Origin of the sequence: Faecalibacterium prausnitzii (assembly GCF_003287405.1) — a bacterium.
Lineage (GTDB): Bacteria > Bacillota > Clostridia > Oscillospirales > Ruminococcaceae > Faecalibacterium > Faecalibacterium intestinale.
In genome coordinates this window covers 89,484-112,613 of sequence record NZ_PRLD01000010.1, presented here as the reverse complement: position 1 = coordinate 112,613, position 23,130 = coordinate 89,484, and the positions used below count along the sequence as shown (strand labels likewise).

24 protein-coding genes are annotated in these 23,130 nt (G+C 61.9%); 15 read left to right on the top strand and 9 right to left on the bottom strand.

Annotation, left to right across the window (positions count from 1 at the left end):
• Window positions 1–22 precede the first annotated feature (22 nt).
• From C4N24_RS10795 to C4N24_RS10765, 7 genes are all read right to left on the bottom strand, one after another.
• The gene (locus C4N24_RS10795; RefSeq protein WP_278320369.1) at window positions 23–292 is read right to left on the bottom strand and encodes a Rid family hydrolase; all 270 of its coding nucleotides are present in this window, start codon (window positions 290–292) and stop codon (window positions 23–25) included.
• An 85-nt stretch (window positions 293–377) separates the two neighbouring features.
• Window positions 378–1,784, bottom strand: coding sequence for an NAD(P)/FAD-dependent oxidoreductase (locus C4N24_RS10790; protein WP_005921675.1), 1,407 nt, complete (start codon window positions 1,782–1,784; stop codon window positions 378–380).
• Between the two features lie 87 nt (window positions 1,785–1,871).
• Entirely contained in the window at window positions 1,872–2,576 is a 705-nt protein-coding gene (locus tag C4N24_RS10785; protein WP_112091415.1) for an HdeD family acid-resistance protein, read from the bottom strand.
• A gap of 46 nt (window positions 2,577–2,622) precedes the next feature.
• Window positions 2,623–4,008, bottom strand: a complete 1,386-nt coding sequence (locus tag C4N24_RS10780; RefSeq protein WP_112091414.1) for an MATE family efflux transporter — start codon at window positions 4,006–4,008, stop codon at window positions 2,623–2,625.
• Between the two features lie 83 nt (window positions 4,009–4,091).
• A complete protein-coding gene (locus tag C4N24_RS10775; protein ID WP_097779069.1) occupies window positions 4,092–4,694 on the bottom strand; it encodes an AAA family ATPase in 603 nt (200 codons plus the stop codon).
• Between the two features lie 39 nt (window positions 4,695–4,733).
• Window positions 4,734–6,113 carry a hypothetical protein gene (locus C4N24_RS10770; protein ID WP_112091413.1) on the bottom strand — a complete coding sequence of 460 codons (1,380 nt, stop codon included), beginning with the start codon at window positions 6,111–6,113 and terminating at the stop codon, window positions 4,734–4,736.
• A gap of 31 nt (window positions 6,114–6,144) precedes the next feature.
• Window positions 6,145–6,984 carry a DUF624 domain-containing protein gene (locus C4N24_RS10765; RefSeq protein ID WP_112091412.1) on the bottom strand — a complete coding sequence of 280 codons (840 nt, stop codon included), beginning with the start codon at window positions 6,982–6,984 and terminating at the stop codon, window positions 6,145–6,147.
• 218 nt (window positions 6,985–7,202) lie between these two features.
• Here C4N24_RS10765 and C4N24_RS10760 point away from each other — a divergent pair, with 218 nt between their 5' ends.
• From C4N24_RS10760 to C4N24_RS10695, 15 genes are all read left to right on the top strand, one after another.
• Window positions 7,203–7,931, top strand: a complete 729-nt coding sequence (locus C4N24_RS10760; protein ID WP_112091411.1) for a lysophospholipid acyltransferase family protein — start codon at window positions 7,203–7,205, stop codon at window positions 7,929–7,931.
• A 41-nt stretch (window positions 7,932–7,972) separates the two neighbouring features.
• Window positions 7,973–8,725 (top strand): hypothetical protein, encoded by a 753-nt coding sequence (locus tag C4N24_RS10755; RefSeq protein WP_112091410.1) that lies wholly within the window; start codon window positions 7,973–7,975, stop codon window positions 8,723–8,725.
• Between the two features lie 2 nt (window positions 8,726–8,727).
• Window positions 8,728–8,898 (top strand): hypothetical protein, encoded by a 171-nt coding sequence (locus tag C4N24_RS15375; RefSeq protein ID WP_181573081.1) that lies wholly within the window; start codon window positions 8,728–8,730, stop codon window positions 8,896–8,898.
• Between the two features lie 357 nt (window positions 8,899–9,255).
• Complete coding sequence (locus tag C4N24_RS10750) at window positions 9,256–10,326, top strand: bifunctional chorismate mutase/prephenate dehydratase (protein ID WP_112091409.1); 1,071 nt, start codon at window positions 9,256–9,258, stop codon at window positions 10,324–10,326.
• Window positions 10,323–11,366, top strand: coding sequence for a 3-dehydroquinate synthase (gene aroB, locus C4N24_RS10745; RefSeq protein ID WP_112091408.1), 1,044 nt, complete (start codon window positions 10,323–10,325; stop codon window positions 11,364–11,366). Before C4N24_RS10750 ends, aroB begins: the two co-directional genes overlap by 4 nt.
• 3 nt (window positions 11,367–11,369) lie before the next feature.
• The gene (aroC, locus tag C4N24_RS10740; protein WP_112091407.1) at window positions 11,370–12,512 is read left to right on the top strand and encodes a chorismate synthase; all 1,143 of its coding nucleotides are present in this window, start codon (window positions 11,370–11,372) and stop codon (window positions 12,510–12,512) included.
• 1 nt (window position 12,513) lies between these two features.
• Entirely contained in the window at window positions 12,514–13,776 is a 1,263-nt protein-coding gene (locus C4N24_RS10735; RefSeq protein WP_112091406.1) for a shikimate kinase, read from the top strand.
• A complete protein-coding gene (locus tag C4N24_RS10730) occupies window positions 13,757–14,221 on the top strand; it encodes a type II 3-dehydroquinate dehydratase (protein WP_015537199.1) in 465 nt (154 codons plus the stop codon). Before C4N24_RS10735 ends, C4N24_RS10730 begins: the two co-directional genes overlap by 20 nt.
• 179 nt (window positions 14,222–14,400) lie before the next feature.
• On the top strand, window positions 14,401–14,772 hold the full coding sequence (locus C4N24_RS10725; RefSeq protein ID WP_112091405.1) for an endonuclease domain-containing protein: 372 nt from the start codon (window positions 14,401–14,403) through the stop codon (window positions 14,770–14,772).
• Between the two features lie 21 nt (window positions 14,773–14,793).
• Window positions 14,794–15,810, top strand: coding sequence for a 3-deoxy-7-phosphoheptulonate synthase (gene aroF, locus C4N24_RS10720; RefSeq protein WP_015537198.1), 1,017 nt, complete (start codon window positions 14,794–14,796; stop codon window positions 15,808–15,810).
• Between the two features lie 92 nt (window positions 15,811–15,902).
• Window positions 15,903–17,177: a 3-phosphoshikimate 1-carboxyvinyltransferase gene (aroA, locus tag C4N24_RS10715; RefSeq protein WP_112091404.1), complete on the top strand. Its 1,275-nt coding sequence runs from the start codon at window positions 15,903–15,905 to the stop codon at window positions 17,175–17,177.
• The gene (locus C4N24_RS10710; RefSeq protein WP_112091403.1) at window positions 17,170–18,033 is read left to right on the top strand and encodes a prephenate dehydrogenase; all 864 of its coding nucleotides are present in this window, start codon (window positions 17,170–17,172) and stop codon (window positions 18,031–18,033) included. The genes aroA and C4N24_RS10710 overlap by 8 nt, the downstream gene beginning before the upstream one ends.
• A 22-nt stretch (window positions 18,034–18,055) precedes the next feature.
• A complete protein-coding gene (locus tag C4N24_RS10705; RefSeq protein WP_112091402.1) occupies window positions 18,056–19,012 on the top strand; it encodes a helix-turn-helix transcriptional regulator in 957 nt (318 codons plus the stop codon).
• 152 nt (window positions 19,013–19,164) lie between these two features.
• Window positions 19,165–20,385 (top strand): DUF3048 domain-containing protein, encoded by a 1,221-nt coding sequence (locus C4N24_RS10700; protein ID WP_112091401.1) that lies wholly within the window; start codon window positions 19,165–19,167, stop codon window positions 20,383–20,385.
• Between the two features lie 12 nt (window positions 20,386–20,397).
• Window positions 20,398–21,474 (top strand): DUF3048 C-terminal domain-containing protein, encoded by a 1,077-nt coding sequence (locus tag C4N24_RS10695; protein WP_112091400.1) that lies wholly within the window; start codon window positions 20,398–20,400, stop codon window positions 21,472–21,474.
• A gap of 263 nt (window positions 21,475–21,737) precedes the next feature.
• Here C4N24_RS10695 and C4N24_RS10690 read toward each other — a convergent pair whose 3' ends face one another.
• Together C4N24_RS10690 and C4N24_RS10685 are read right to left on the bottom strand one after the other, a co-directional pair.
• Complete coding sequence (locus C4N24_RS10690; RefSeq protein ID WP_112091399.1) at window positions 21,738–22,343, bottom strand: Tat pathway signal sequence; 606 nt, start codon at window positions 22,341–22,343, stop codon at window positions 21,738–21,740.
• A 96-nt stretch (window positions 22,344–22,439) separates the two neighbouring features.
• Entirely contained in the window at window positions 22,440–23,114 is a 675-nt protein-coding gene (locus C4N24_RS10685; protein ID WP_112091398.1) for a histidine phosphatase family protein, read from the bottom strand.
• Window positions 23,115–23,130 lie beyond the last annotated feature (16 nt).

The window sequence follows — 23,130 nt, the reverse complement described above, 5'->3', positions numbered from 1 at the left end:
TTTTCTTCCCGTGCGGGGGAACTCACTTTACAGCAATGCACTCGATCTCCAGCGGAGCGTCCTTGGGCAGCTTGCCCACCTGCACCGCGCTGCGCGCGGGGTAGGGCTGCGCAAAGTACTCGCCGTACACCTTGTTCATCTCTGCAAAATCGTTGATATCCGCCAGAAACACCGTGGTCTTGACCACATTGGCCAGCGTCATCTCCTGCTGTGCCAGAATGGCCTGGATGTTCTTGAGGGACTGTGCAGTCAGCGAGGTTGCCGCCCAGCTAGGCTCCTCGGAAGCCACCATTTACCGCTACCTGAGCAAACTGAAGTGACATTCCTCAACAGCGCAAGCCCGGAAGGTCTGCAACCTTCCGGGCTTGCGTTTATTTTTAGCAGCCTTCTTTTTCAGCCAGCTTGCGGCCCATGAGCACGCCCATGACCGAAGCCATCATCAGTCCGCGCGTCCAGCCGGAGGAGTCGCCCAGACAGTGCAGACCCTGAATGTTGGTGTCAAGGTTCTCGTCCATCTTCACCTTGTTGGAGTAGAACTTCAGCTCCGGGCTGTACAGCAGCGTCTCGTTGGCGGCAAAGCCGGGCACCACCATATCCAGCATCTTGATGAACTCGATGATGTTGGTCATGGCGCGGTAGGGCATGGCGGCGGTGATATCACCGGCTACGGCGTCCTTCAGCGTGGGCTTCACGTTGGACTGTGCCAGTTCCTTCTGCCAAGTGCGCTTGCCGTCCAGAATATCGCCGTAGCGCTGCACCATGATGTGGCCTGCGCCCAGCATATTGGTCAGCTCGCCCACCTTCTGTGCGTAGGCGATGGGCTGGTTGAAGGGCTCGGTAAAGTTGTGGGACACCAGAATGGCAAGGTTGGTGTTCGGGCTCTTCTTTTCCTTGAAGCTGTGGCCGTTGACCACCGCAAGGTCGTTGTCGTAGTTCTCCTGCGCCACAAAGCCGCCGGGGTTCTGGCAGAAGGTGCGCACCTTGTTCTTCCACGGCTTCGGGTAGCCGATGAGCTTGGACTCATACAGCACCTTGTTCACCTTTTCCATCACCTCGTTGCGGCACTCCACGCGTACGCCGATGTCCACGGTGCCGGGCTTGTGGGCGATGTGGTGCTCTGCGCAGAGCTTTTCCAACCAGTCTGCGCCGCGGCGTCCGGTGCCGATGACCACCTCGTCCGCGTACACGGGCAGCAGGCTGTCGCCGTCCTTCAGCAGAACGCCCTTGCAGCCTTCCTCTTCCAGAATGATGTTCTCGCACTCGGTATTGAAGCGCATCTCCACGCCGTTGTCTGCCAGATAGTTCTGGATGGCAAGATACAGCTCCTGCGCCTTCTCAGTGCCCAGATGACGGATGGGGCAATCCACCAGCTTCAGACCCGCGTGGATGGCGTTTTTGCGGATCTCCTTGATGTCCTCGCCGGTGTAGATGCCCTCCACATGGGGGTCTGCGCCGAACTCCAGATAGATCTTATCGGTGTAGTCGATGAGCTCCTGCGCAAATTCCTCTCCAATGAGGGTGGGCAGGTCGCCGCCCACCTCATAAGACAGGCTCAGCTTGCCGTCCGAGAACGCGCCCGCACCGGAAAAGCCGGTGGTGATGGCGCAGGTGGGGCGGCAGTTGACGCAGTGGCCTACCTCTGCCTTGGGGCAGTGGCGCTTTTCCACCGGCTTGCCCTTTTCCACCAGCAGCATCTTCTTTTTGCTGCCGTGGCGCAGCAGCTCCACAGCGGTAAAGATGCCGGCAGGGCCCGCACCCACGATAATCAGATCGTACTTTTCCATGATTTTGTTCCTTTTTCCTTTTCTTGATAATTGGTGTAGAACCCTCTCAGGCAACGCCGTCAGGCGTTGCCTGAGAGGGGTTATTCTTTACTCCCGCTCCTCCTGTTCCACGGTGGCGCTCTCGTCCACATGGTCCAGCTCCACGGCGGTGGCTTCTGCATCGGTGCGGGTCACATCCGGGGCGACAACGCCGTCGCCGTTCAGATCCTCGCCGGTGATGCTTTCCAGCACGGACTGGGTCTCCGGGTGCAGCTTGGCAAAGCGGCGCACTGCCAGCACGGTATACAGAGCGCTGAGCAGGTTGATGGCACCTTCCACGATCAGGATGACGCCGATGGCCATCACCAGCGTTTCCATGGCACCGAAGGGGTTTGCGATCAGGATGACGCCCAGCACCACGCTGAGCACCGGCAGCAGCAGAAAGCCCTTCCAGCTGTCGTAGCCGCAGCGGCGCAGGTCCAAAGCGTTCTGCACCCGGCCAATGGCGTCAAAGATGACGAACAGGCCGAACACGATGGGCAAAATGCTTACCACGATATCGCTGCGCAGCAGCAGAAAAACGCCCAGTGCAAGGCAGACAAGGCCGGAGATCAGGGTAAGCTGGCTCTGGAACACCCCGCGCTCCACCACAAAGTAGCGGATCAGCTGCACCGCTGCGCAGGCCAGCACCACGCCGCCCAGCGCGTAGCAGACGATGTTCAGCGCCGTGCCGGGCTTCATGACCAGAAAAATGCCCAGCCCGACATACAGCAGGCTCATGAGGATCAGATTCCACTTCAGCTTTTTTACCATAGAGATCACGTTCCTTTCGTTTGCAGAGCCATTGCCCGCACCCGGGTCAGTGGTACAAGGGTGCGATGGTGGTTTTGTTGATACGGGCATAGAAGGCCATACTCATCAGGATGCTGACGACTTCCGCAATGAGGAAGGCCCACCAGACATTGTTGACGCTGCCGGTCTGTGCCAGCAGCCACGCTGCCGGCAGCAGCACGAACAGCTGGCGGCAGACCGAAACGATGAGGCTGAAAACGCCGTTGCCCAGCGCCTGAAACACCGAGCTGAGCACGATGCTGACGCCCGCCAGCAAAAAGTGCAGGCAGATGATGCGCATGGCTGGGATGCCGATGGCCAGCATGGCGTCGCTGGCAGCAAAGATGCTCAGCACCAGCCCGGGCGCAAACTGGAAAATGCAGAAGCCTACCAGCATGATGCCTTCGGCGTAGCACACCGACAGCTTGATGGTCTTTTTCACGCGGTCCGGTCTGCGGGCACCGTAGTTGTAGCCGATGATGGGCACCATACCGTTATTCAGGCCGAAAATGGGCATAAACACGAAGCTTTGCAGCTTGAAGTAGACGCCGAACACCGCCACCGCCGTGGCAGAGAAGGCCATCAGGATCAGGTTCATGCCAAAGGTCATCAGGCTGCCCACGCACTGCATGGCGATGCTGGGCAGACCCACGGTATAGATGCGGCCGATGGCCTTGGCACTGGGGCGGAAGCCCTTGAAGCTGATCTGGATGTCCGGGTTTTTGCGGGTGTTGAAGTACAAGGTCATGCCTGCGCCGCAGAACTGGCCGATGACCGTAGCCACCGCCGCGCCGGTGGTGCCGGACAGCGCCTGCCCGCAGTAGCCGAAGATGAAGATGGGGTCCAGAATAATGTTGACCACTGCACCCACCAGCTGGCTGATCATGCTCAGCTGGGTGCGGCCGGTGGCAGCCAGCAGCTTTTCGCCCATGGTCTGGGTGAAAATGCCCAGACTGAAGATGCAGCACACCGAAAGATACTGGATGCCCTGCTGCGCGATCACAGCGTCACTGGTCTGGGCGTAGAAGTAGGGCTTCATGCAGGTAAGGCCGATGACAAAAAATACCGCAAAGCTGCACAGGGAAAGGAAGATGCCGTTTTCTGCGGTGGCGTTGGCACGGCTCTGGTTCTTTTCGCCAAGGCTCTTGCTCAGCAGGGCGTTCACGCCCACGCCGGTGCCCACGCCCACGGCGATCATGACGTTCTGCAATGAAAATGCCAGCGATACGGCGGTAAGGGCGCTCTCGCTGACATGGGACACGAACACCGAGTCCACCACGTTGTACAGCGCCTGCACCAGCATGGAGATCATCATCGGGATGCTGAGCTTGAGCAAAAGCGGGTTGATCTCCATGGTGCCCATGATGTTTTCCCGCACCTCGGCGGGTGCGGTCTGCGATTGATTTGTTTTCACGATTTCTCCTTGCCGGAAACATGGGCAGGGCGCAGAAGCGCCCTGCCCACGTTCTGTCGTTGTTTATTGGGTCTTGCCGGGGGTCACAGCGTCTTTTCCTTTGCGGCGGCTGCGTCCAGGATCATCTTCACGCAGGTCTCGCGGCCAAGGGCGGCGTTAATGGCCAGATCGTAGTTGTGGGCATCGCCCCAGCGGTTCTGGGTGTAGTAGTTGTAGTAGGCCGAGCGGTTGCGGTCGGTCTTTTCCACCTCGTCCTTGATGCCCTTCTCGTCCTTGGCCTTTACCAAGGGGTTGGTCTTGGCGTACTGCAGACGCCACTCCTTGGGTGCATACACGAACACCCGCAGCACATCCTTGCGCTCCCGCAGGACGTAGTCACCGCAGCGGCCAAGGATCACGCAGGGGCCTTCCTCAGCCAGCTGCTTGATGATACGGCTCTGCAGAATGAACACCTGATCGCCCAGCGGCAGCTCGTTGCCCATGGTGTACAGGCTGTACAGCAGGCTGTGGGTATGCCGTTTCTCGCTGGCGGCAACAGCCTCCTCCGACAAGCCGGAGTTCTTTGCTGCCATGGTGATCAGCTCCTTGTCGTAAAGCTTGATGCCCAGTGCATTTGCCACATCCTCTGCGATGAAGCGTCCGCCGGTGCAGTACTCACGGCCCAAAGTGATGATCGTCTTTGCCATAATGTGTTCCTCCTGTTTCATATATCGCCCTGAAAAAGCTTACGGCTGTGCCGGGGCGTCCCCGGTCTGGCCGCTGGCTTGGGGTTCTGTGCTCGCGGGCGCGGGCTTCGGCTTCGGCAGCCGTACCTCTGCTACCCGCATGGTGCCGGTCTGGTCCACTGCATACACGCTGCAGCGCCCGCCTGCGGCCAGCAGCTCCGGCGGGAACTGTACCCCGCCGTCCTCGGTGCGGGTACAGCGCAAAAAGGTGCGGTGGGCGGTGGTGGCGTGCGCTACGCCGTCGTGGGGCGCGCAGGCGATCCAACCGGAAAAATCCTCCGGCAGGTCTGCGGGCTCTCCCCGCCGCTCAAAGTAGTAAGTGCCCGGCTGGGTGCCGGCGCGCAGGTCGCAGCGCAGCCGCCGGGGACGGTCGGCCTCAGCCTCCCGCTGCTTTGGCCGCAGGGCAATGGCTTTGCCGGTAAAGTAACGCATAAAATCCACCAGCGCCATGGTGCAGTTCACTGCGCCGTCAGTATCGGCGGTGGGGTCGTTCAGCAGCACAAAATCTGCCATTACGGCGTCATCGTGGCCAAAGCCGCGCAGCCCCATCCACAGCCGCATCGGGTCTCGCTGACCGCGTACCCGCCGCTCCACCTGTACTGCCACCGAGCAGCCGTCGTGGATCTGCTCCCGCAGGTCGGCAAGATCCATCCATGCCTGCCAGCAGGGATAGCCGCAGCAGCCTGCGGCGGCCGCCGCAAAGGCGGTGTTGCCGGTGCTGCGGGTGCTGCCGTCCTCCATGGCGTAGGCCACTTCCTCCGGCAGGATATCCTCGCCCCAGCGGTTCATCAGCGCCGCCATGACCAGCGGCAGATCCATCTCCCGCCCAAAGCTGGGGTCGTGGGCAGAAAGGCAGTATTCCGGCAGATAGAGCCGCCGGTTCAGCGGGTGGCCGTTACGCTTTTCCCACGCAAGGGGGCGCACCGCCGCCGCCAGCAGACGCACCGCCGGGCTAACTTTATCGTTGTTGGTGGAAAGGTTCACCTGCAATTGCACGCCGGTGCCGCCGCCCGGGGCAGCTACCGTGACGGTATCGCCCATCAAAAAGATCATGCCGTCCTCGCTGTGGCTGGACACGCTGCATCGGGGATAATCCGGTGCCCACTTGCCAAAGCTCATCCAGCCCGTCCACGCCCCTGCCGCATATACCCGGCAGCGCACCTCCACCATGGTGTCCCGGGGTGCGTGGGCGTTCCAGCTGACGTTCAGGTTGCAGAAGGCCGGCATGGCAAACTCCGGGGTGGTGTAGCTGCCGTACAAAAGGCTGCGCCCTGCCACGCTGTCCAGCACCAGTGCGCCGTTTTCCAGCGCAACGTTGTCCAGCTGCCCGCGGGAAAAAGTCTCTGTCCCCTGCAGCACAAGATTATTCCGTTGTTCCATGGGACATCGCTCCTTTCCGCAGTGTCAGCGCTTATTCCTCCGGGGTGTCGTCGTCGGCGTAGTCCTCCTTGAGGGCGGCTTCCAGCTCGGCGTCCTTCATTTTGCGGATGTTCTCCTCGATGTGGAACACCCGGTCGATATCACCGTACACGATCTGGCAGGACACCTCGGTGACGAACCAGAAACCAAAGATCAGCATCAGGAAAAGCCCCAGCGGCATACACAGGATCACCACGCCCCAGAACAGCACCTGCACGATGGCGGCAGCCAGTGCGTGGGGCAGAAAGGCGATCATGCAGTTGATGCTGTTTTTCAAAGTCAGGCTCAAAGGCTGGTCCAGCAGCACCACCTGCGGCCACATATAGGCAAACAGCATCTGGAACAGCACCAGATTGAGCACCGTAGCCACCCACAGCGGGATGCCCACGTTGGTACCGTGGTACAGCATATTGAAGCAGAAATAGACGAGGAAGATCTGCAGCGTGACCACTACGGTGTACAGCACGCCCGGCGCAAGGCTGGCTTTAAAGTTGCGCTTGAAGGCCTTGCGGTAGGTCACCCACCAATAGCCCGCCTCGTCGCGCAGTGCGCGCAGGACGGTATCGTACATTCCAGCCAGTGCGGGCCCGGCCAGCAGACCGCCCACGGCGGCGCTGCCCAGCATCACCGGCAGGCTGTTCTGCAAAAAGCCGATGTACACCAGACAGATGACCGGTGCAAACCCGATGCAGGTCAGCAGGTTTGCAAGGAACATCCCGTTCATATCACGGCCTACAAGCTCAAAAAAGCGGCCGATGCCGGTCTTGCGGGGGGCGTCCTTTTCGACACCCTTACCGGCCTTGAAATCATTGGCAGAAGGAAAAAGACCCATAGTAACTGCGGTACCTCTCTTACGTTTTTAACCGGCACCGCAGGCGTTTTGTCTGGAAAGTGCCATTGTGCTGGCTTTACAGATATAAATATACCTGTATTTTGTCAACTTTGCAAGATACAACCGGGGCTAATTGTAAAAAAATATTTATCTCTCCCTTTTTTGTGCAAAGTGTGCTACAATGACAATGGCATTTTTTGCAATAGGAGGAAACTATTATGAGCATTCTTCGCACCATTGCGATGTTTATTTATCTGTTCGGTTACATGATCCTGCACTACGGCATCCTGCGCCGCGCCGAGCGCGCCGCAGCCGCCGGAGATACCGCCACCGTGGAGCAGATCGTGAACCAGCATATTCCCCGCTGGAGCCGGGGCATCTTAAAGGTGACCGGTGTTTCCCTGTCGGTGGAAGGGCTGGAGAATATTCCCAAGGACCGCCCCTGCGTGTTTGTGGCGAACCACCGCAGCTACTACGACATCCCTTTGCTGCTGGCCGGGCTGGAAAAGCCCCACGGCATCCTTGCCAAGGAAGAGCTGGAAAAGATTCCCCTGCTCAACCGCTGGATGAAGCTGCTGGGCTGCGTGTTCGTGCAGCGTGACGATGTGCGTGCCTCGGTGCGGGCGCTGAACGATGCCACCGCCATCGTGGAGGGCGGCCGCAGCTTTGTCATCTTCCCCGAAGGCACCCGCTACAAGGGCGAAGAGGGCGGCGCGGGCGAGTTCAAGGCCGGTGCTTTCCGCATTGCGGTCAAGACAAGTGCCCCGGTGGTGCCGGTAGCTGTGACCGGTGCACGCGCCCTGTTTGAGAGCAATGGCAACCGCTGCCGCCCGGGCAGTGTGCGCATCAAGATCATGCCCCCCATCCAGACCGCCGGCATGAGCAAGGCCGAGCAGAAGCAGCTGCCCGATGCCGTGCGCCAGAGCATTCTGGCTGCACTGAAGTAACAGCCTTTCCCGCCCGTTTCATCACACAGGAGAACTATTTTATGGCAAGCTACCGTTACGAACGCGACATCGACCCCAAGGACCTCAAGCCCCGCAAGGAGCGGCAGTACAGCCGCAAGGAGCGCTGGGCAAACTGGTGGGACTATAACCTGAAATGGGTGCTCATCTTCGGCATTGCCGGTGCGTTCGTGGCGTACTGCTTTATCGGGCAGTATTTCCTTACCACCCACCCGGATTACAACGTGGCGGTGGTCAGCCCCTACTACCTGCCCGAAGCCACCGTCACCGCCCTACAACAGCAGCTTGCCGCCTACGGCGAGGACTGCAACGACGATGGCAAGGTGGTGGTGAAGCTGAACCAATACACTATGGCTTTCAACAGCGAGGACTCGGACGCCTATCTGGATATGGCGGGCACCACCAAGCTTTCCACCGATATCCAAAGCTCCCTCAGCTCCATCTTTATCCTCTACGACCCCGCTGGCTTCCAGCAGACCACCGGCACGCTGCGGTATCTGGACGGTCATCTGCCCAAGTCCGATGCCGACAGCGACTGGTGGAACATGGTCTACCGCTGGACGGACTGCCCGGTGCTGACCGGGATGGAGCTGGGCAGCTACACCTCGGACGCGGTGCAGAGCGCCAGCGGCGACAGCCAGCAGCTGCTGGCAGATTACTATATCGGCATCCGGGGCGCATGGCTGAAGGAATCCGCTTCCCTGCTGGAAAACAGCGAGCCCCTTTGGGCAAGCCTGACCGCCGGGGCGGTCTCCACTGCCGGGGAGGGGCACTAAAGATGCGCTTCCGCATCAAAGCCGGCGGCCCCGCTGCCCGGTTCACCTTTGACCGTACTCCCAAGCCCCAGCCGCCCGCGCCGCCTGTCCCCCGCGCCGCAGACCTTGATAACCCCTACGGGCGCTATTACGGCAAAGCCCGCAGCTGGGAGGATATTTTGAAGAATAAATAGTTGAACTCCCCCAGTCATCGCTGCGCGATGCCAGCCCCCTCGGAGATGGGGCCTTTGGCAAAGAGGTAAAGTTTGCTTTCTCGCCAGAGGCTCCCTCCCAGAGGGAGCTGTCAAAACCGTCAGGTTTTGACTGAGGGAGTTCTGTTTCAACGCACCCACCGTTCGTTTTCCCTGCTTTTCAGGGCGCAAAAACGGACTGTGGGTGCGTTTCTGTTTTCTATTTTCGTCTTTTTACCCATGGCTGATTTGAAATTTTCTCCACCCTCAAATGGAGGGCGGTTTGTTGTTTCTCTGTCCCGGTTATGGTATACTTACTAGGTATCCCCGCAAAAACCGACCAAAAAGGATGTGACCCCCATGGACGCACTGGAACAAGCCCGTGCCGAGATCGACACGGTGGATGCGCAGCTGGCTGCGCTGTTCGAGCGCCGGATGGCTGCTGTTTTACAGGTGGCCGAATATAAGCGGGCGCACGGTCTGCCCATCTACGATGCCGCCCGGGAGGCCGCCGTGCTGGAAAAGGCCGCAGCCCGCATTCAGCAGCCCGCGCTGCGCCCTTACTATAAAGACCATGTCCAGCACATGATGGATGTCGCCAAGCAATACGAAGCCGCTGTGCTGGGACGTAATCGCGCCGCCTATCAGGGAGTGGAAGGTGCATTTGCCCACATCGCCCTCAAGGCGCTGTTCCCCCACGCCGAAGCCGTGAGCTATTCCACGTGGGACGAGGTATTCGAGGCCGTTGCCGCGGGCGAAGCCGCTCACGGCGTAGTGCCCTTTGAAAACAGCCACGCCGGGGACGTTTCCGCCGTGCTGGACCTGTGTTATAACCACCCGGAGCTGTGGGTGGTGGATGTGTACGACCTGCCCATCTCCCAGAACCTGCTGGTGCTGCCGGGCACCCAGCTTTCCCAGCTGCGCACCGTGTACAGCCACCAGCAGGCCATTGCCCAGAGCGAGACCTTTTTAAAGCAGTTCCGTCTGCCCGCCACCGCCATGGCCAACACCGCTATGGCTGCAAAGTTCGTGGCTGAAAGCGGCGATGCGACAAAGGCCGCCATTGCCAGCGCCGAGACTGCCGCGCTGTACGGGCTGGAAATTCTGGTGCCCAACATCAACACCGACGGCGACAACACCACCCGGTTCATCGTGCTCAGCCGCGAAAAGCCCACGGCGGGCAACCGGTTCTCGCTGCTGTTCACGGTGGACAACAAGCCCGGCAAACTGGCCGAGGTGATCCAGGTCATCGGTGCAAGCGGCTTCAATATGGAGTCCATCAAGAGCCGCCCCATGCCGCACGTCCCCTTTGAATATTATTTTTACGTAGAGCTGGTGGGCGATGCCGCCGCCGGCGAGACCGCCGCGCTGCTGCGCGAGCTTGACCGCACCTGCCGGACGGTGCGGCTGTTAGGAGTGTATACAAAATGAGTGATTTTATCGGAACCAAGCTGACCATGAATCTGGGCGAGCGCAGCTACGACATCATCGTTAAGCGCGGCTCGCTGGAAAACCTGTACCAGTTCGCCCGGCTGGACCGCCGGGTGGCGGTGGTCACCGACAGCGGTGTGCCCGCACAGTACGCACAGATGGTAGCCGACCAGTGCAAGGACGCCACCATCATCACCGTGCCGCAGGGCGAAGCCAGCAAGAGCTTTAAAATTCTGGAAACTGTGCTGCGGCAGATGCTGGACTTCGGCATGGGCCGGGGCGACCTTGTGGTAGCCGTGGGCGGCGGCGTGGTGGGCGACCTTGCCGGTTTTGCCGCTTCCATCTATATGCGCGGCATCGACTTTATCAACTGCCCCACCACCACCCTTTCCATGATCGATTCCTCCATCGGCGGCAAGACCGCCGTGGATCTGGGCGACACCAAGAACATCGTGGGTGCCTTCTGGCAGCCTAAGCTGGTCATCGTGGACCCGGACACCCTGTCCACCCTGCCCCGCCGCCACTTCATCAACGGTCTGGCCGAGGCCGTCAAGGCCGGTCTTTTGGCCGACCCGGAGCTGTTCTCCATCTTTGAAAAAGAGGATGTGGACGACCGCATCGGCGAGATCATCTGCCGCAGCCTGCGTTTTAAAAAGAGCATCGTGGAGCAGGACGAGACCGAGCAGGGGATGCGCAAGGCGCTGAACTTCGGCCACACCATCGGCCACGGCATCGAAGCCGTAAAGGGCATCAAGGGACGCCGCACCACCGGCCTGTTCCACGGCGAGTGCGTGGCGCTGGGAATGCTGCCCATGATCGAATCCAAGGCTCTGCAAAAGCGGGTGCGCGGCGTGTACCGCCGCTTAGGGTTACCCACCCGCACCGCCTACGATAAGGAAAAGGTACTGGCTGAGATGCTGCACGACAAAAAAGCGCAGGGCGGGCAGATCACCATCATCAAGGTGCCCGGCCTTGGCTGCTGGCGCGCCGAGACCATCCCTGTGGAGGGGCTGCGCCCGCTGCTGGGCATGGAGGACTGACCCATGAAAAACACCTTTGGCAGCGACCTTTCGCTGACCATCTTCGGCGAGAGCCACGGCCGCGCCGTGGGCGCGGTGCTGGACGGCATGGCCGCCGGTGTGCCGGTGGACGAGAGCTTTCTCGCCGCCTGCATGGATAAGCGCCGTGCCCGGGGCGACGGCCTTTCCACCCCCCGGGTGGAGGTGGATGCGGTGCAGCTGCTGTCCGGTGTGGTGAACGGCCACACCACCGGCACCGCCATCGCCCTGATGATCGAAAACCAGAATACCCGCAGCGGCGACTACGCCAAGACCGCCGACCTTCTGCGCCCCGGCCACGCGGACTTTACCGCCTACGCCAAGTACCACGGCTTTCAGGATGCCCGGGGCGGCGGGCACTTTTCCGGCCGGGTGACCGCCGCCCTTGTGGCAGGCGGCAGCATCGTGCTTGCCGCATTGCAGCGGGCGGGCATTGATATCACCACCCACATTGCCCGGTGCGCAGATATTGCCGATACGCCCTTTGCGCTGGACGACCCCGCCGCCCTTGCGGCACAGGTGGGGACGCTTGCCAGTAAGACCGAGGGCTTTGCGGTGCTGGATGCCGCCGTGGAAGAGCCCATGAAAACCGCCATCCGCGCCGCCGGTGCCGAGGGCGACAGCGTGGGCGGTGTGCTGGAAACCGCCATCCTCGGCCTGCCCGCCGGCATCGGCGAACCCTACTTTGACAGCGTGGAGAGCGAAATTGCCCACTTGGCGTTTTCCATCCCGGCGGTCAAGGGCATCGAGTTCGGCACCGGCTTCGGCTTTGCTGGGCTGCGCGGCTCGGAAGCAAACGACGCCTTCCGCATGACGGCAGAGGGCGCGGTGGTCACCGCCACCAACCACAACGCGGGCATCAACGGCGGCATCGCCAACGGTATGCCGGTGGTGTTCCGCACCGCCGTCAAGCCCACCCCCAGCATCTACAAGCAGCAGGATACGGTGGACTATATCGCCAAAAAGGACGCACAACTGTCCATTCAGGGACGGCACGACCCCTGCATCGTGCCCCGGGCCGCCATTGTGCAGACCTGCGCCGCCGCCCTTGCGGTGGGCGATCTGCTCACCGCCCGGTACGGTGCCCGGTGGATGACCGACCCCACCGGCTACCGGAAGGAGGGCTGAGATGGAATACGGACTCATCGGCGGCAAGCTGGGACACTCCTACTCCAAGACCATCCATGAGCTGCTCTGCGGGTACAGCTACGAGCTGTGCCCCCTGCCCACCGAAGCAGACGCCCGCGCCTTTTTGCAGCGGCGGCAGTTCAAGGCCATCAATGTGACCATCCCCTATAAAAAGCTGGTGATGGAGTACTGCTCCTTCATCGACCCCCGCGCCCGCGCCATCGGCGCGGTGAACACGGTGGTCAATAAAAACGGCCTGCTCTACGGCTACAACACCGATTATCTGGGCTTTGCCCACCTGTGCGAAGCCCACGGCGTGGAGCTTGCGGGCAAGACCGTGCTCATCTTGGGCACCGGCGGCACCCACAACACCACCCGCGCGGTGGCGCTGGACAAGGGCGCTGCCAAGGTGCTGACGGTCAGCCGCACCCCCGACCCGGAAAAGGGCGAGCTGAGCTACGCCGAAGCCGTGCACAGCGGCGCACAGGTAGTGTTCAACACCACCCCCGCCGGGATGTACCCCAACGTGGGCGTGTGCAGTCTGGACGTGGCCGCCATGCCCGGGCTGGAAGCCGTGGTAGACGTGGTCTATAACCCCAACAAGACGGAGCTCATCCTCCGCGCCGAGGAAGCCGGTGTGCCGGTGGCCGTAGGCGGGCTGGAGATGCTGGTGGCACAGGCGGTGTACGCCGCCGAATACTTCCTTGGCCGCAAGTTCGAGGACGCCCCGGGCGAGGTGCGGCGCATCACCGCCGCGCTGCGCCGCGAGACGCTGAACATCGCCCTTGTGGGGATGCCCTCCTGCGGCAAATCCACCCTTGGCCGCCTGCTGGCAAAGCAGCTGGGCAGACCGCTTGTGGATCTGGACGAGGAGATTGTCAAGGCAGACGGGCGCAGCATCCCGGATATCTTTGCCGCCGAGGGCGAAGAGGGCTTCCGCGCAAAGGAAGCCGCGCAGATCGCCCGTTTCGGCAAGGAAAAGGGGCTTGTGCTCTCCTGCGGCGGCGGCGCGGTGAAGCGGGCAGAGAATGTCCGCGCCCTGCGCCAGAACGGCGTGGTGCTGTTCATCGACCGGCCGGTGGAAGCGCTGGCTGTGGGCGGCGACCGTCCGCTTTCTTCCAGCGCCGAGGCGCTGCGCACCATGGAAGCCCAGCGCCGCCCGCTGTACCTTGCCGCCGCAGATGCGGTGATTTCTAACACCGGCACGCTGGCCGAGGCGCTGGCAGCTGCACAGGAGGCACTGGATGAAATTTTTGATTCTTAACGGGCCAAACATCAATCTGGCGCGCTGGTCTGAGCCCGGCGTGCCCGGCGAAGTGGACTACACCGGCCTGATGGACTATGTGCAGGCGGGCTGCGACCAGCTTGGCATCGAGACGGACATCTGCCAGTCCAACCACGAGGGCGATCTCATCGACGAGATCCAGTCCGCCCCGGGGCGGGTGGACGGCATCGTGCTGAACCCCGGCGGCTACGCCCATTACAGCGTAGCCATTCTGGACGCGCTGCGGCTGTGCAGCGTGCCCGCCGTAGAGGTGATGCTGGACGCCCCGGACGAGCGCGAGCCCTTCCGCAAAACAGACGTGGTGTCCTTTGGCTGTCAGGGACATTTTATCGGCGAAGGCCCGCAGGGCTACCTGCACGCCTGCATCTGGCTGGCGCAGCTGCTGCGCACCGACGGCTCCTCTAAGGCGCATATCGTGATGTAAAACGCCCAAGGGTAGCCTCCTCGCCCTCTCCGTCACGGCTTACGCCGTGCCACCTCTCCCAAAGGGAGAGGCCTTGGCAGTACGGTAAAGTTTCCGGTTTTGCCAAGGGCTCCCCCTTTGGGGGAGCTGGCGCGCAAGCGCCTGAGAGGGCGAGCCCGCTGCCACAAAGGAAGTCGTTCATGAAACATATCACCGTTAATAAGAACTATAAAATGCTTGGCACTGCGCGTACATTACGACGTAATCTGACGCCACAGGAGCATAGACTCTGGTATGTATTTCTGCGCGATTATCCTGTAAAGATCTATAAACAGCGGATCATTGAATCCTTTGTCGTTGACTTTTACTGTGCGCAGGCACGGCTTGTGATCGAGTTGGACGGCTCTCAGCATTATACCGAGCAGGGCAAGGCTTACGATGCAGAACGAAGTGCGGTTCTTGAACAGTATGGGCTACTGGTTCTCCGTTTTGCAAATAACGATGTGGACAACCATTTTAATGCCGTCTGTACACAGATAGACAATACCATTCAAAGCAGACTTCAATCTTAAAAACAGGAAAGGAAACTTTTTATGATCATCTCCACCAAAAAAGGCACTCCCAAAGAGGAGCTGGAAAAGATCGTTGACAAATTCGAAAAGCAGGGTCTGGATGTGACCCTGATCACCGGCAAGGACTACAACGTGTTCGGTCTGGTGGGCGACACCACCAAGATCGACGAGCGGGACGTGCTGGCAAACCCGTGGATCGACAACGTTACCCGCGTGTCTGCACCCTATAAGCGCGCCAACCGCCTGTTTCACCCCGCAGACTCGGTCATCGACTGCGGCGGCGTGAAGATCGGCAGCAAGGAAAAGATCGCCGTCATGGCAGGCCCCTGCAGCATCGAGAACGCCGAGCAGGCACTGCGCATCGCGCAGGGGGTCAAGGCGGGCGGCGCAGCGCTGTTCCGCGGCGGCGCCTACAAACCCCGCACCTCTCCCTACGCCTTTCAGGGTCTGGAGACCGAGGGCATCTTAGACATGGTAAAGGCCCGCGAAGCCACCGGCCTGCCCATCGTTTCCGAGCTGATGAGCGAGGACCGCATCCCGGAGTTTGAGGAGTATGTGGACGTGGTGCAGATCGGCGCACGCAATATGCAGAACTTCCAGCTGCTCAAGGCGGTGGGCAAGATGCACAAGCCTGTGCTGCTCAAGCGCGGCCTGTGCAACACCATCGAGGAGTGGATCATGAGCGCCGAGTACATCATGGCAGGCGGCAACGAGCAGGTCATCTTCTGCGAGCGCGGCATCCGCACCTTTGAAAAATACACCCGCAACACGCTGGATCTTTCCGCCGTGCCCATCATCCACGAAAAGACCCATCTGCCCATCGTGGTAGATCCCAGCCACGCCACCGGCAAGGCCAATCTGGTGGAGCCGATGATGATCGCCGCCGTGGCTGCCGGTGCGGACGGTCTGGAGGTAGAGGTGCACTACGACCCCCAGCACGCATGGAGCGACGGTGCACAGTGCCTGACCCCGGACGCCTTTGCACAGGCCATGGCAAAGTGCCGTCAGGTGGCTTGGGCTATCGGCCGGGAGATGTAAACCGTTTACCCCCTCAGGCGCTGGCGCGCCAGCGCCCTCAAGGGGGCGCCTGAAGCGCTGCCCGGGGGAAATTGCAAAAGGATAACACCGCTATGCAAGTAACCATCAGACCTGCCCCCGGCGGCATCGGGGGCGTGATCGCCGCGCCGCCCAGCAAAAGCATGGCGCACCGCGCCGTGCTGTGCGCCGCGCTGGCTGTGGGGCGCTCCCACATCACCCATCTGGAATTCAGCAAGGATATCTCTGCCACCCTGTCCGCCGCCGCGCAGCTGTGCGCCGCCGTGGACACCGGCGCGGACGATGCCACTGTGCAGGGGCTTGGGCATTTTCTGCCCCTGACCGCCCCGGTGGACTGCTGCGAAAGCGGCAGCACCCTGCGGTTTTTGATCCCCATTGCCAGCTTGACCGGCCAGCCGGTCACCTTTACCGGACGCGGGCGGCTGATGGAGCGCCCGCAGTCCGTATACGAAACGTTATATCGCGAGCAGAATCTACGGTTCGAACAATCCTCCGCCGGGCTGACCGTGGAGGGCGCACTGACCCCCGGGGACTACCGGCTGGCGGGCAACGTGTCCAGCCAGTTCATCAGCGGGCTGCTGTTCGCCCTGCCGCTGCTGCCCGGGGACAGCCAGCTGCACCTTATTCCCCCCGTGGAGAGCCGCAGCTACATCGACATGACCCGCGCCGTACAGGCCGCCTTTGGGGTGCACAGCCACTGGCTGGACGAAACCACCCTGCTGCTGCCCGGCGGGCAGCAGTACCGCCCCTGCGACTACAACGTGGAGGGCGATTACAGTCAGGCCGCGTTTCCGGCGGTGCTGGGCGCGGTGTGCGGCGGGGTGACCATCACCGGCCTTGCGCCGGACACCCTGCAGGGCGATGCTGCCATTCTGGACATCCTGCGCCGGTGCGGCGCGGTGTTCACCCGCAAAGGTGACAGCGTCACCTTTGCAAAAGCTCCCTTGCATGGGGTGGACATCGACCTTGCGGACTGCCCCGACCTTGGCCCCGTGCTGATGGTGCTGGGACTGCTGTGCAAGGGCACCACCGTCATCCGCAACGCCCAGCGGCTGCGCCTGAAGGAGAGCGACCGCATCGCGGCTATGGAGGCCGAGCTGCGCGCCTGCGGCGGCGTGCTGGAAAGCGACGGCGGCACCATCACGGTGCAGGGCTGTGCTGAGCGTCTGCACGCTCCTGCCGCGCCCCTGCACGGCCACAACGACCATCGGGTTGTCATGAGCCTTGCGGTGCTGGCTGCCGCCGCCGGGCTATCCCTGACCGTGGACGATGCCGAAGCCATCCAGAAGAGCTGGCCCGGCTTTTTTGCAGATGCAGCGCCGCTTGGCGTGGAGGTAGAAGATGCTTGATAAAACAAAACGTTATCTCGTAGTGGGTCTGGGTCTGCTGGGCGGCAAGTACGCGCTGGAGCTGACCCGCGCCGGCTTCCATGTGGACGGCATCAACCGCAGCGAGGGACACTTGCAGTACGCGCTGGAGCACGGCTATATCGCCAGCGGCAAGACCCATGATTTTGAGGACCTTGTCCGGCAGGCCGACCATATCATCTTTGGCCTGTACCCCACCGCGCTGCTGGACTGGTTCCGAACCTACGGTTCCCTGCTCAAGCCCGGGTGCATCTTTACGGATGTTTCCGGCGTCAAGACCGGCCTTGTGGAGCCGGTGCAGGCGCTGTGCCCGGCGGGGGTGGAGTTCATCGCCAGCCACCCCATGGCCGGCCGCGAGACTTCCAGCGTGGAGCACGCCGCCGAGGTGAATTTTGCCCCGGCCAACTTCATCATCACCCCCACCGAAAAGAACACCCCTGCGGGCATCCAGTGGGCAAAGGAGCTGGCCGAGGTGCTGGGCTTCAAGCACATCTGCACCCTGACCGTGCAGGAGCACGACCGGATGATCGGCTATGTCAGCCAGCTGTGCCACGCCATCGCCGTAAGCCTGATGTGCGCCAACGACAACTCCTCGCTGTGCGAGTACACCGGCGACTCCTTCCGGGATCTGACCCGCATTGCACGTATCAACGACAAAATGTGGGCAGAGCTGTTTTTGTGGAACAAGCAGAACCTGATCAGCGAGATCGACCAGTTCGATTCTGCCCTGCAGGAGATGCGCGCCGCCCTTGTGGCAGACGACCGGGACAAGCTGGAAGAAATGTTCCGCCTTTCCACCCAGCGCCGCGCCGCCTTTGACAAAAAGCTGCCGGAATAAACCGTGACGGAGGTATTGCCCCATGCCCAAGCAGGAAGGACAGAAATCCAAGCTGGTAACGCTGCTGCGCATCCTTGAGCAGCGCACCGACGAGAACCACCGCCTGAACGTGCCCCAGCTGGTGCAGCTGCTGGAAAATCAGGGCATTCTGGCCGAGCGCAAGAGCATTTACAGCGATATCGACACCCTGCGCAGTCTGGGCTACGACATCCAGCTACAGCGCGGGCGCGGCGGCGGGTACTGGATGGCAAGCCGTGCATTCGAGCTTTCGGAGCTGAAGCTGCTGGTGGATGCGGTACAGTCCAGCAGCGTCATCTCGGCGCGCACCAGCAAGCGCATCATCCACAAGCTGGAAGCCCTCTGCTCTGACTACGAGGGCATCCAGCTGCAGCGTCAGGTGTATGTGGACGGACGTCCCAAGACCGACAGCCAGACCCTTTTGTACAGCATCGACGCCCTGCACACCGCCATCAACCGGGGGTGTCTGGTGCAGTTCCGCTACAAGGGCAGCAGCGCCGTGCGCACCGTAAGCCCGTGGCAGCTTGCGTGGGAAAACGGCTGCTATTACCTCATTGCCTATCAGGACGAAAAAGCACCCCCGGTGCGCCATTACCGGGTGGACCGGATGGCCGGGGTGCTGGTGCTGGACGAGCCGCGCCGGGGCAAGGAGTTCTTCCGCACCTTCGATCTGCCCGCCTACCTGCGCAAGCACTTCAATATGTTCGGCGGCACCGAGTACCGGGTCACCCTGCGGTGCACTGCCGACCTTGAGCCGGTCATGCGGGAGCGCTTTGGCCGCGAGCCGGTGTTCTGCCCGGAGGACGCGGAGCACTTCCACTTTGACGTGCCCATCTGCGTCAGCCAGCAGTTTTTCGGCTGGGTGTGCGGCTTTGGCGGCAAGGTAGAGGTCACCGCCCCCACCGCCGTCCGCGCCCAGCTGCACGAGATGGTGCAGAGCTTAGCAGAGCAGCACGGGTAAAGCGCTTTGCCGTTAATTTTCACTTTACAAACGCCGCAAGAACTATTACAATCAAAGCAGTGCCGAAGGGCCGTTCGTTTTCATCCACCGCGCGCAACCGTTCCGACAGCGCCGGGGCTGCGCAGAGCTTTCTTGATCAGGAGGTTTTTTGCATGAAAAAGATCACGCGTCGTACCGTTCTCCGTGTCTCGGGGCTGGCAGCCGCCTCGCTGGCTCTGTCCGGCTGCGCGCCCACCGGCAGCGCCTGTGTGGGCAACGGCTTTTCCGGCTGGCTGCAGCAGACCTTCGGGAAGGGCAGCTCTGCATCCTCTGAAAGCACCGAAGCCGCAGCCCCGGACGCAGGAGCGGCATCCGAAGCCCCGGCAGAGAGCGCCGACAGCAGCCTGCCCGCCTATAACGCCGACCCCCTTACCGGCGAGCCGCGCCGCAGCAACGGCCGTATTGTCGGCGTGATGGTGAACAACATCAGCAACACCCAGCGGCAGAACGCCCGCCCGCAGCGCGGCATCGGCTCGGCTGACCTGCTCATTGAGAGCAAGGTGGAGGGCGGCATCTCCCGCTTCTGCGCGGTGTACCACGACGCCAACGCCATCCCGGAGGTGGGGCCGCTGCGCTCCGGCCGCGACCAGTTTTTGCAGCTGCTCATGCCGTGGCAGGCGCTGTACTACCACGACGGCGAAAGCGCCCCCTGCACCAAGTTCATCAACGTGTATCACTACTCCGGCCTGAACATCGGCGGCAAGAGCTATTTTAATACCACTACTCACCCCCATGTGGCGCACCGCGACAGCCGCGGCCGCAACGTGGCGTATGAGCACACCGAGTTCACCTCCGGCGCTGAGATCCGGCAGGCCGCCGCCAACGCAGGCATCGGGCTGGAATATCCCTACGAGAGCACCTTCTTCCGCTTTGCAGACTACCGCACCGGCGCAGAGAACAAGATGTCCGGTGCTGCCGCCGCCAAGACCATCAACATCGTGCACTCGGACAGCTACAAGACCACCTTCAGCTACAACCGCTGGGAACGCCTTTATAAAATGTCCATGTACAGCCGCGCCGACGGTGCTTTTGAAAACACCGTGGACGAGCTGACCGGAAAGCAGCTTGGTTTTACCAACCTGCTGGTCTGTTTTGCAGGCATCGCGGACTACCCCGGCGACTCCGGCGGCGTGCAGCAGGTGGACTATGTGTCCGGCGGCGAAGCCTATTTCTTCACCCGGGGCGCGGTGCAGCACGGCACATGGCAGAAGGCATCCCCGGAGCACCCGCTCAAGGTCTATGCCGCCGACGGCAGCGAGATCTGCTTCAACCGCGGCAAGACCTATCTGGCCATCGTGGACGACGACGAGTGGCAAAACTTTAACTATCAGTAAGGGGAGAGACCCATGAAACGCAAATGGAGCCTGCGCCTTGGTGCAGCCGTGCTGTGCGCGGTGCTGCTGGGCAGCTGCGGGGGCACCGCCGCTGCGCCGGCAGAAAGCACCGCCCCGGCAGACCCGCTTACCGGGCAGCAGCTGCTGTACCCGGAGCAGCGGGCGGCGGCGGTGGTCATCGAGAACACCACCGGCAGCACTACCCAGTGGGGCATCGGCAGCGCCTCGGTGGTGCTGGAAGCCCTGACCGAGAGCGGCAGCTCTACTGAGCTGTGTCTGGTATACCCCGCCCTCAGCGCCATGCCCGTGGTAGGGCCGGTGACGCGCGGGCAGGACTTATACTGGCGGCTGCTCAGCGGGCAGCAGGTGCTGCCCATCCAGTGCGGCAGCAGCGCATACGCCAAACGGTATCTGGAATACTACAATCTCCGCGCGGTGGACGCGCAGGAGGTGGGGTGCAACGCCTTTGTCAGCACCGGTTACAGCTGGAACAGCACGCCCCTGTGGCGCACCAGCGGCAAAGCCGTTTCCTCGGTGCTGGACAGCCTGAGCATCTCCGCCGCCGTGAACCAGAACGCCGCCGGCAGCGAGAGCGAAACGGCAGGCGTTCTGCCCGCTCTGCTGCCCCAGCGGGACACCGGCCATCTGCCGGATGCAAACGCCGCCGATGCGGTAAACGTGACCGTGAATTTCCAGTCCGGCGGAGCCACCGGCTTTGTCTATGACGACGCCCTTGCCGCCTACGGGATGCTGCACGCCGACGGCACCCCGCAGCTGGATGCCAACACCGGCACACAGGCAGCCTTTGACAATCTGCTCATCCTGTACAGCGGCTCCTCCCTGCGGGACGACGGCCGCACGCTGGACTACGACCTTTCCATGGGCGGCGGCATCTGGCTGAACGGCGGACACCTGTGGCAGATCACATGGACGCAGGGCACCCAGAGCACCCTTGCCCTCTACGATTCCAACGGCAAGCCGCTGGAACTCCCGGCAGGGCGCAGCTACATCGCCCTGCTTTCCAGCCTTACCGGGCAGGAGCTGCTGGTGCAAAGCAGCACCGGCGAAGCGCTGGTGGGTGCCGGGTGACCACGGCAGAAGAGCCTGAGAAGGCGCACGCCGGGAGAAACTCCCCCAGTCTCGCTGCGCTCGACAGCCCCCTCTAGGATGGGGCCTTTGGCATAGCGGTACAGTTTTCGGCTAAAGTGTAAAGCTTGCGGGCGCGCCAGAGGCTCCCTCCCCGAGGGAGCTGGCAAAACCGTCAGGTTTTGACTGAGGGAGTTAAGCTGAGAGGGTTTTAACAAAAAAGAGCCATTGCACGCATTTTGTGCAATGGCTCTTTTGGTATGCTGTTACAGATCCACCACGCTGCCGACCTCGGCGGGGGTGGTGGGCACGGGGCCCAGAGCGGCTTCATCGGTATTACGGCGCACCGTAAAGATGGCGCTGCGCCCGGCGGCAAAGTCCGGATGCCATGTCAGCTCAAGGGTCTGCCAGTCCTCCGGCACGGCGCAGAAACAGTGCAGCAGCGCACCGCGCCCGGCGGCAAGGTTCAGGGTGAACACCGAAGCATCTGCCGCGTTCTCGCTGTACAGCGGGGCGGCAAAGCTGCCGCAGGGCACGCTCTGGCCGTTGCAGGCAGCGGTCACGCCGGTGCCCATGCTGTACAGCTGCTCCCGGGTGCGCAGACCACGGCTTTGCAGATAGCTGGTATCCACCGGCAGGCTGGCTGCCGAAAGGTTTTCCACCGAGAGGTACACCAGTACGCCGCCCAGCTCCGGTGCCGGGGCATAGCCCAGCAGCTCCACGGCAGCTTTGCCGTCCAGCAGGGCAGGCTCGCCCGTAAGACACGGCTGCTGCGCCGCAGCACAGACCCCGGTAAGCAGTGCAGCCGCAAGGCTGACCGCACCGGAACCGGCACATTTCAGGAATGACCGGCGGGAGAGGGATTGGGACATGACAGCGTTCCTCCTGTGTACGATACAATACTACCCTTTAACAATAAAGGATTCTGCGCGTTCTGTCAAGGGGCAGTGGGAAACTGTAACCCTTTCTTATTCGTAGGCCTCGTTCTCCTCGGCTTCGGCCTGCCCCTGCAGGGTGTCGGCGTAGCCAAAAGGTACGATGTCGATGGCCTCCACCAGCTTGTCCCGCATCCACAGCTGCACATCGGTCTGCACAGTGTAGCCGCAGCCCGGGTCTGCCATCCACTGCTCGGGACGGCGGGTGGGTACGGCGCGCTGGCTGAGCATACTCATGATCACGCCGCCGTGGGTCACGCAGGCGGCCTCGGTAACGTCCATGCGGATCATGTACTCAAACAGCTTCATAAGGCTGTCGGCGCAGCGGGCGTGGAACTGCTCGGTGGGCTCTGCGCCCTCCGGCAGATAGCCGGAACCCGGGGTGATCCACTTTTTGAAGTCCTCGTCCTGCACAAGTTCCTTCACCGGTCTGCCCTCAAACTTGCCAAAGCCGGCTTCCCGCAGATCGTGCACCGTAAACTGGTGGGCAGCCCCGGGGAACAGGATGTTGGCGGTCTCCACCGCACGCAGCAGCGGGGAGGAAAACACGGTGTCTACCTGCGGGTAGGCGAACCGCTCCTTCAGGTCAGCCAGCTGAGCGCGGCCCTCGTCGCACAGGGGCAGGTCGGTGCCGCTGCCGATGTACAGGCCCTGCAGGTTGCCCGCGGTTATGCCGTGGCGGATGAGATGAAGCTTGAAGGTTTTCATGGATCACACCTCTTTT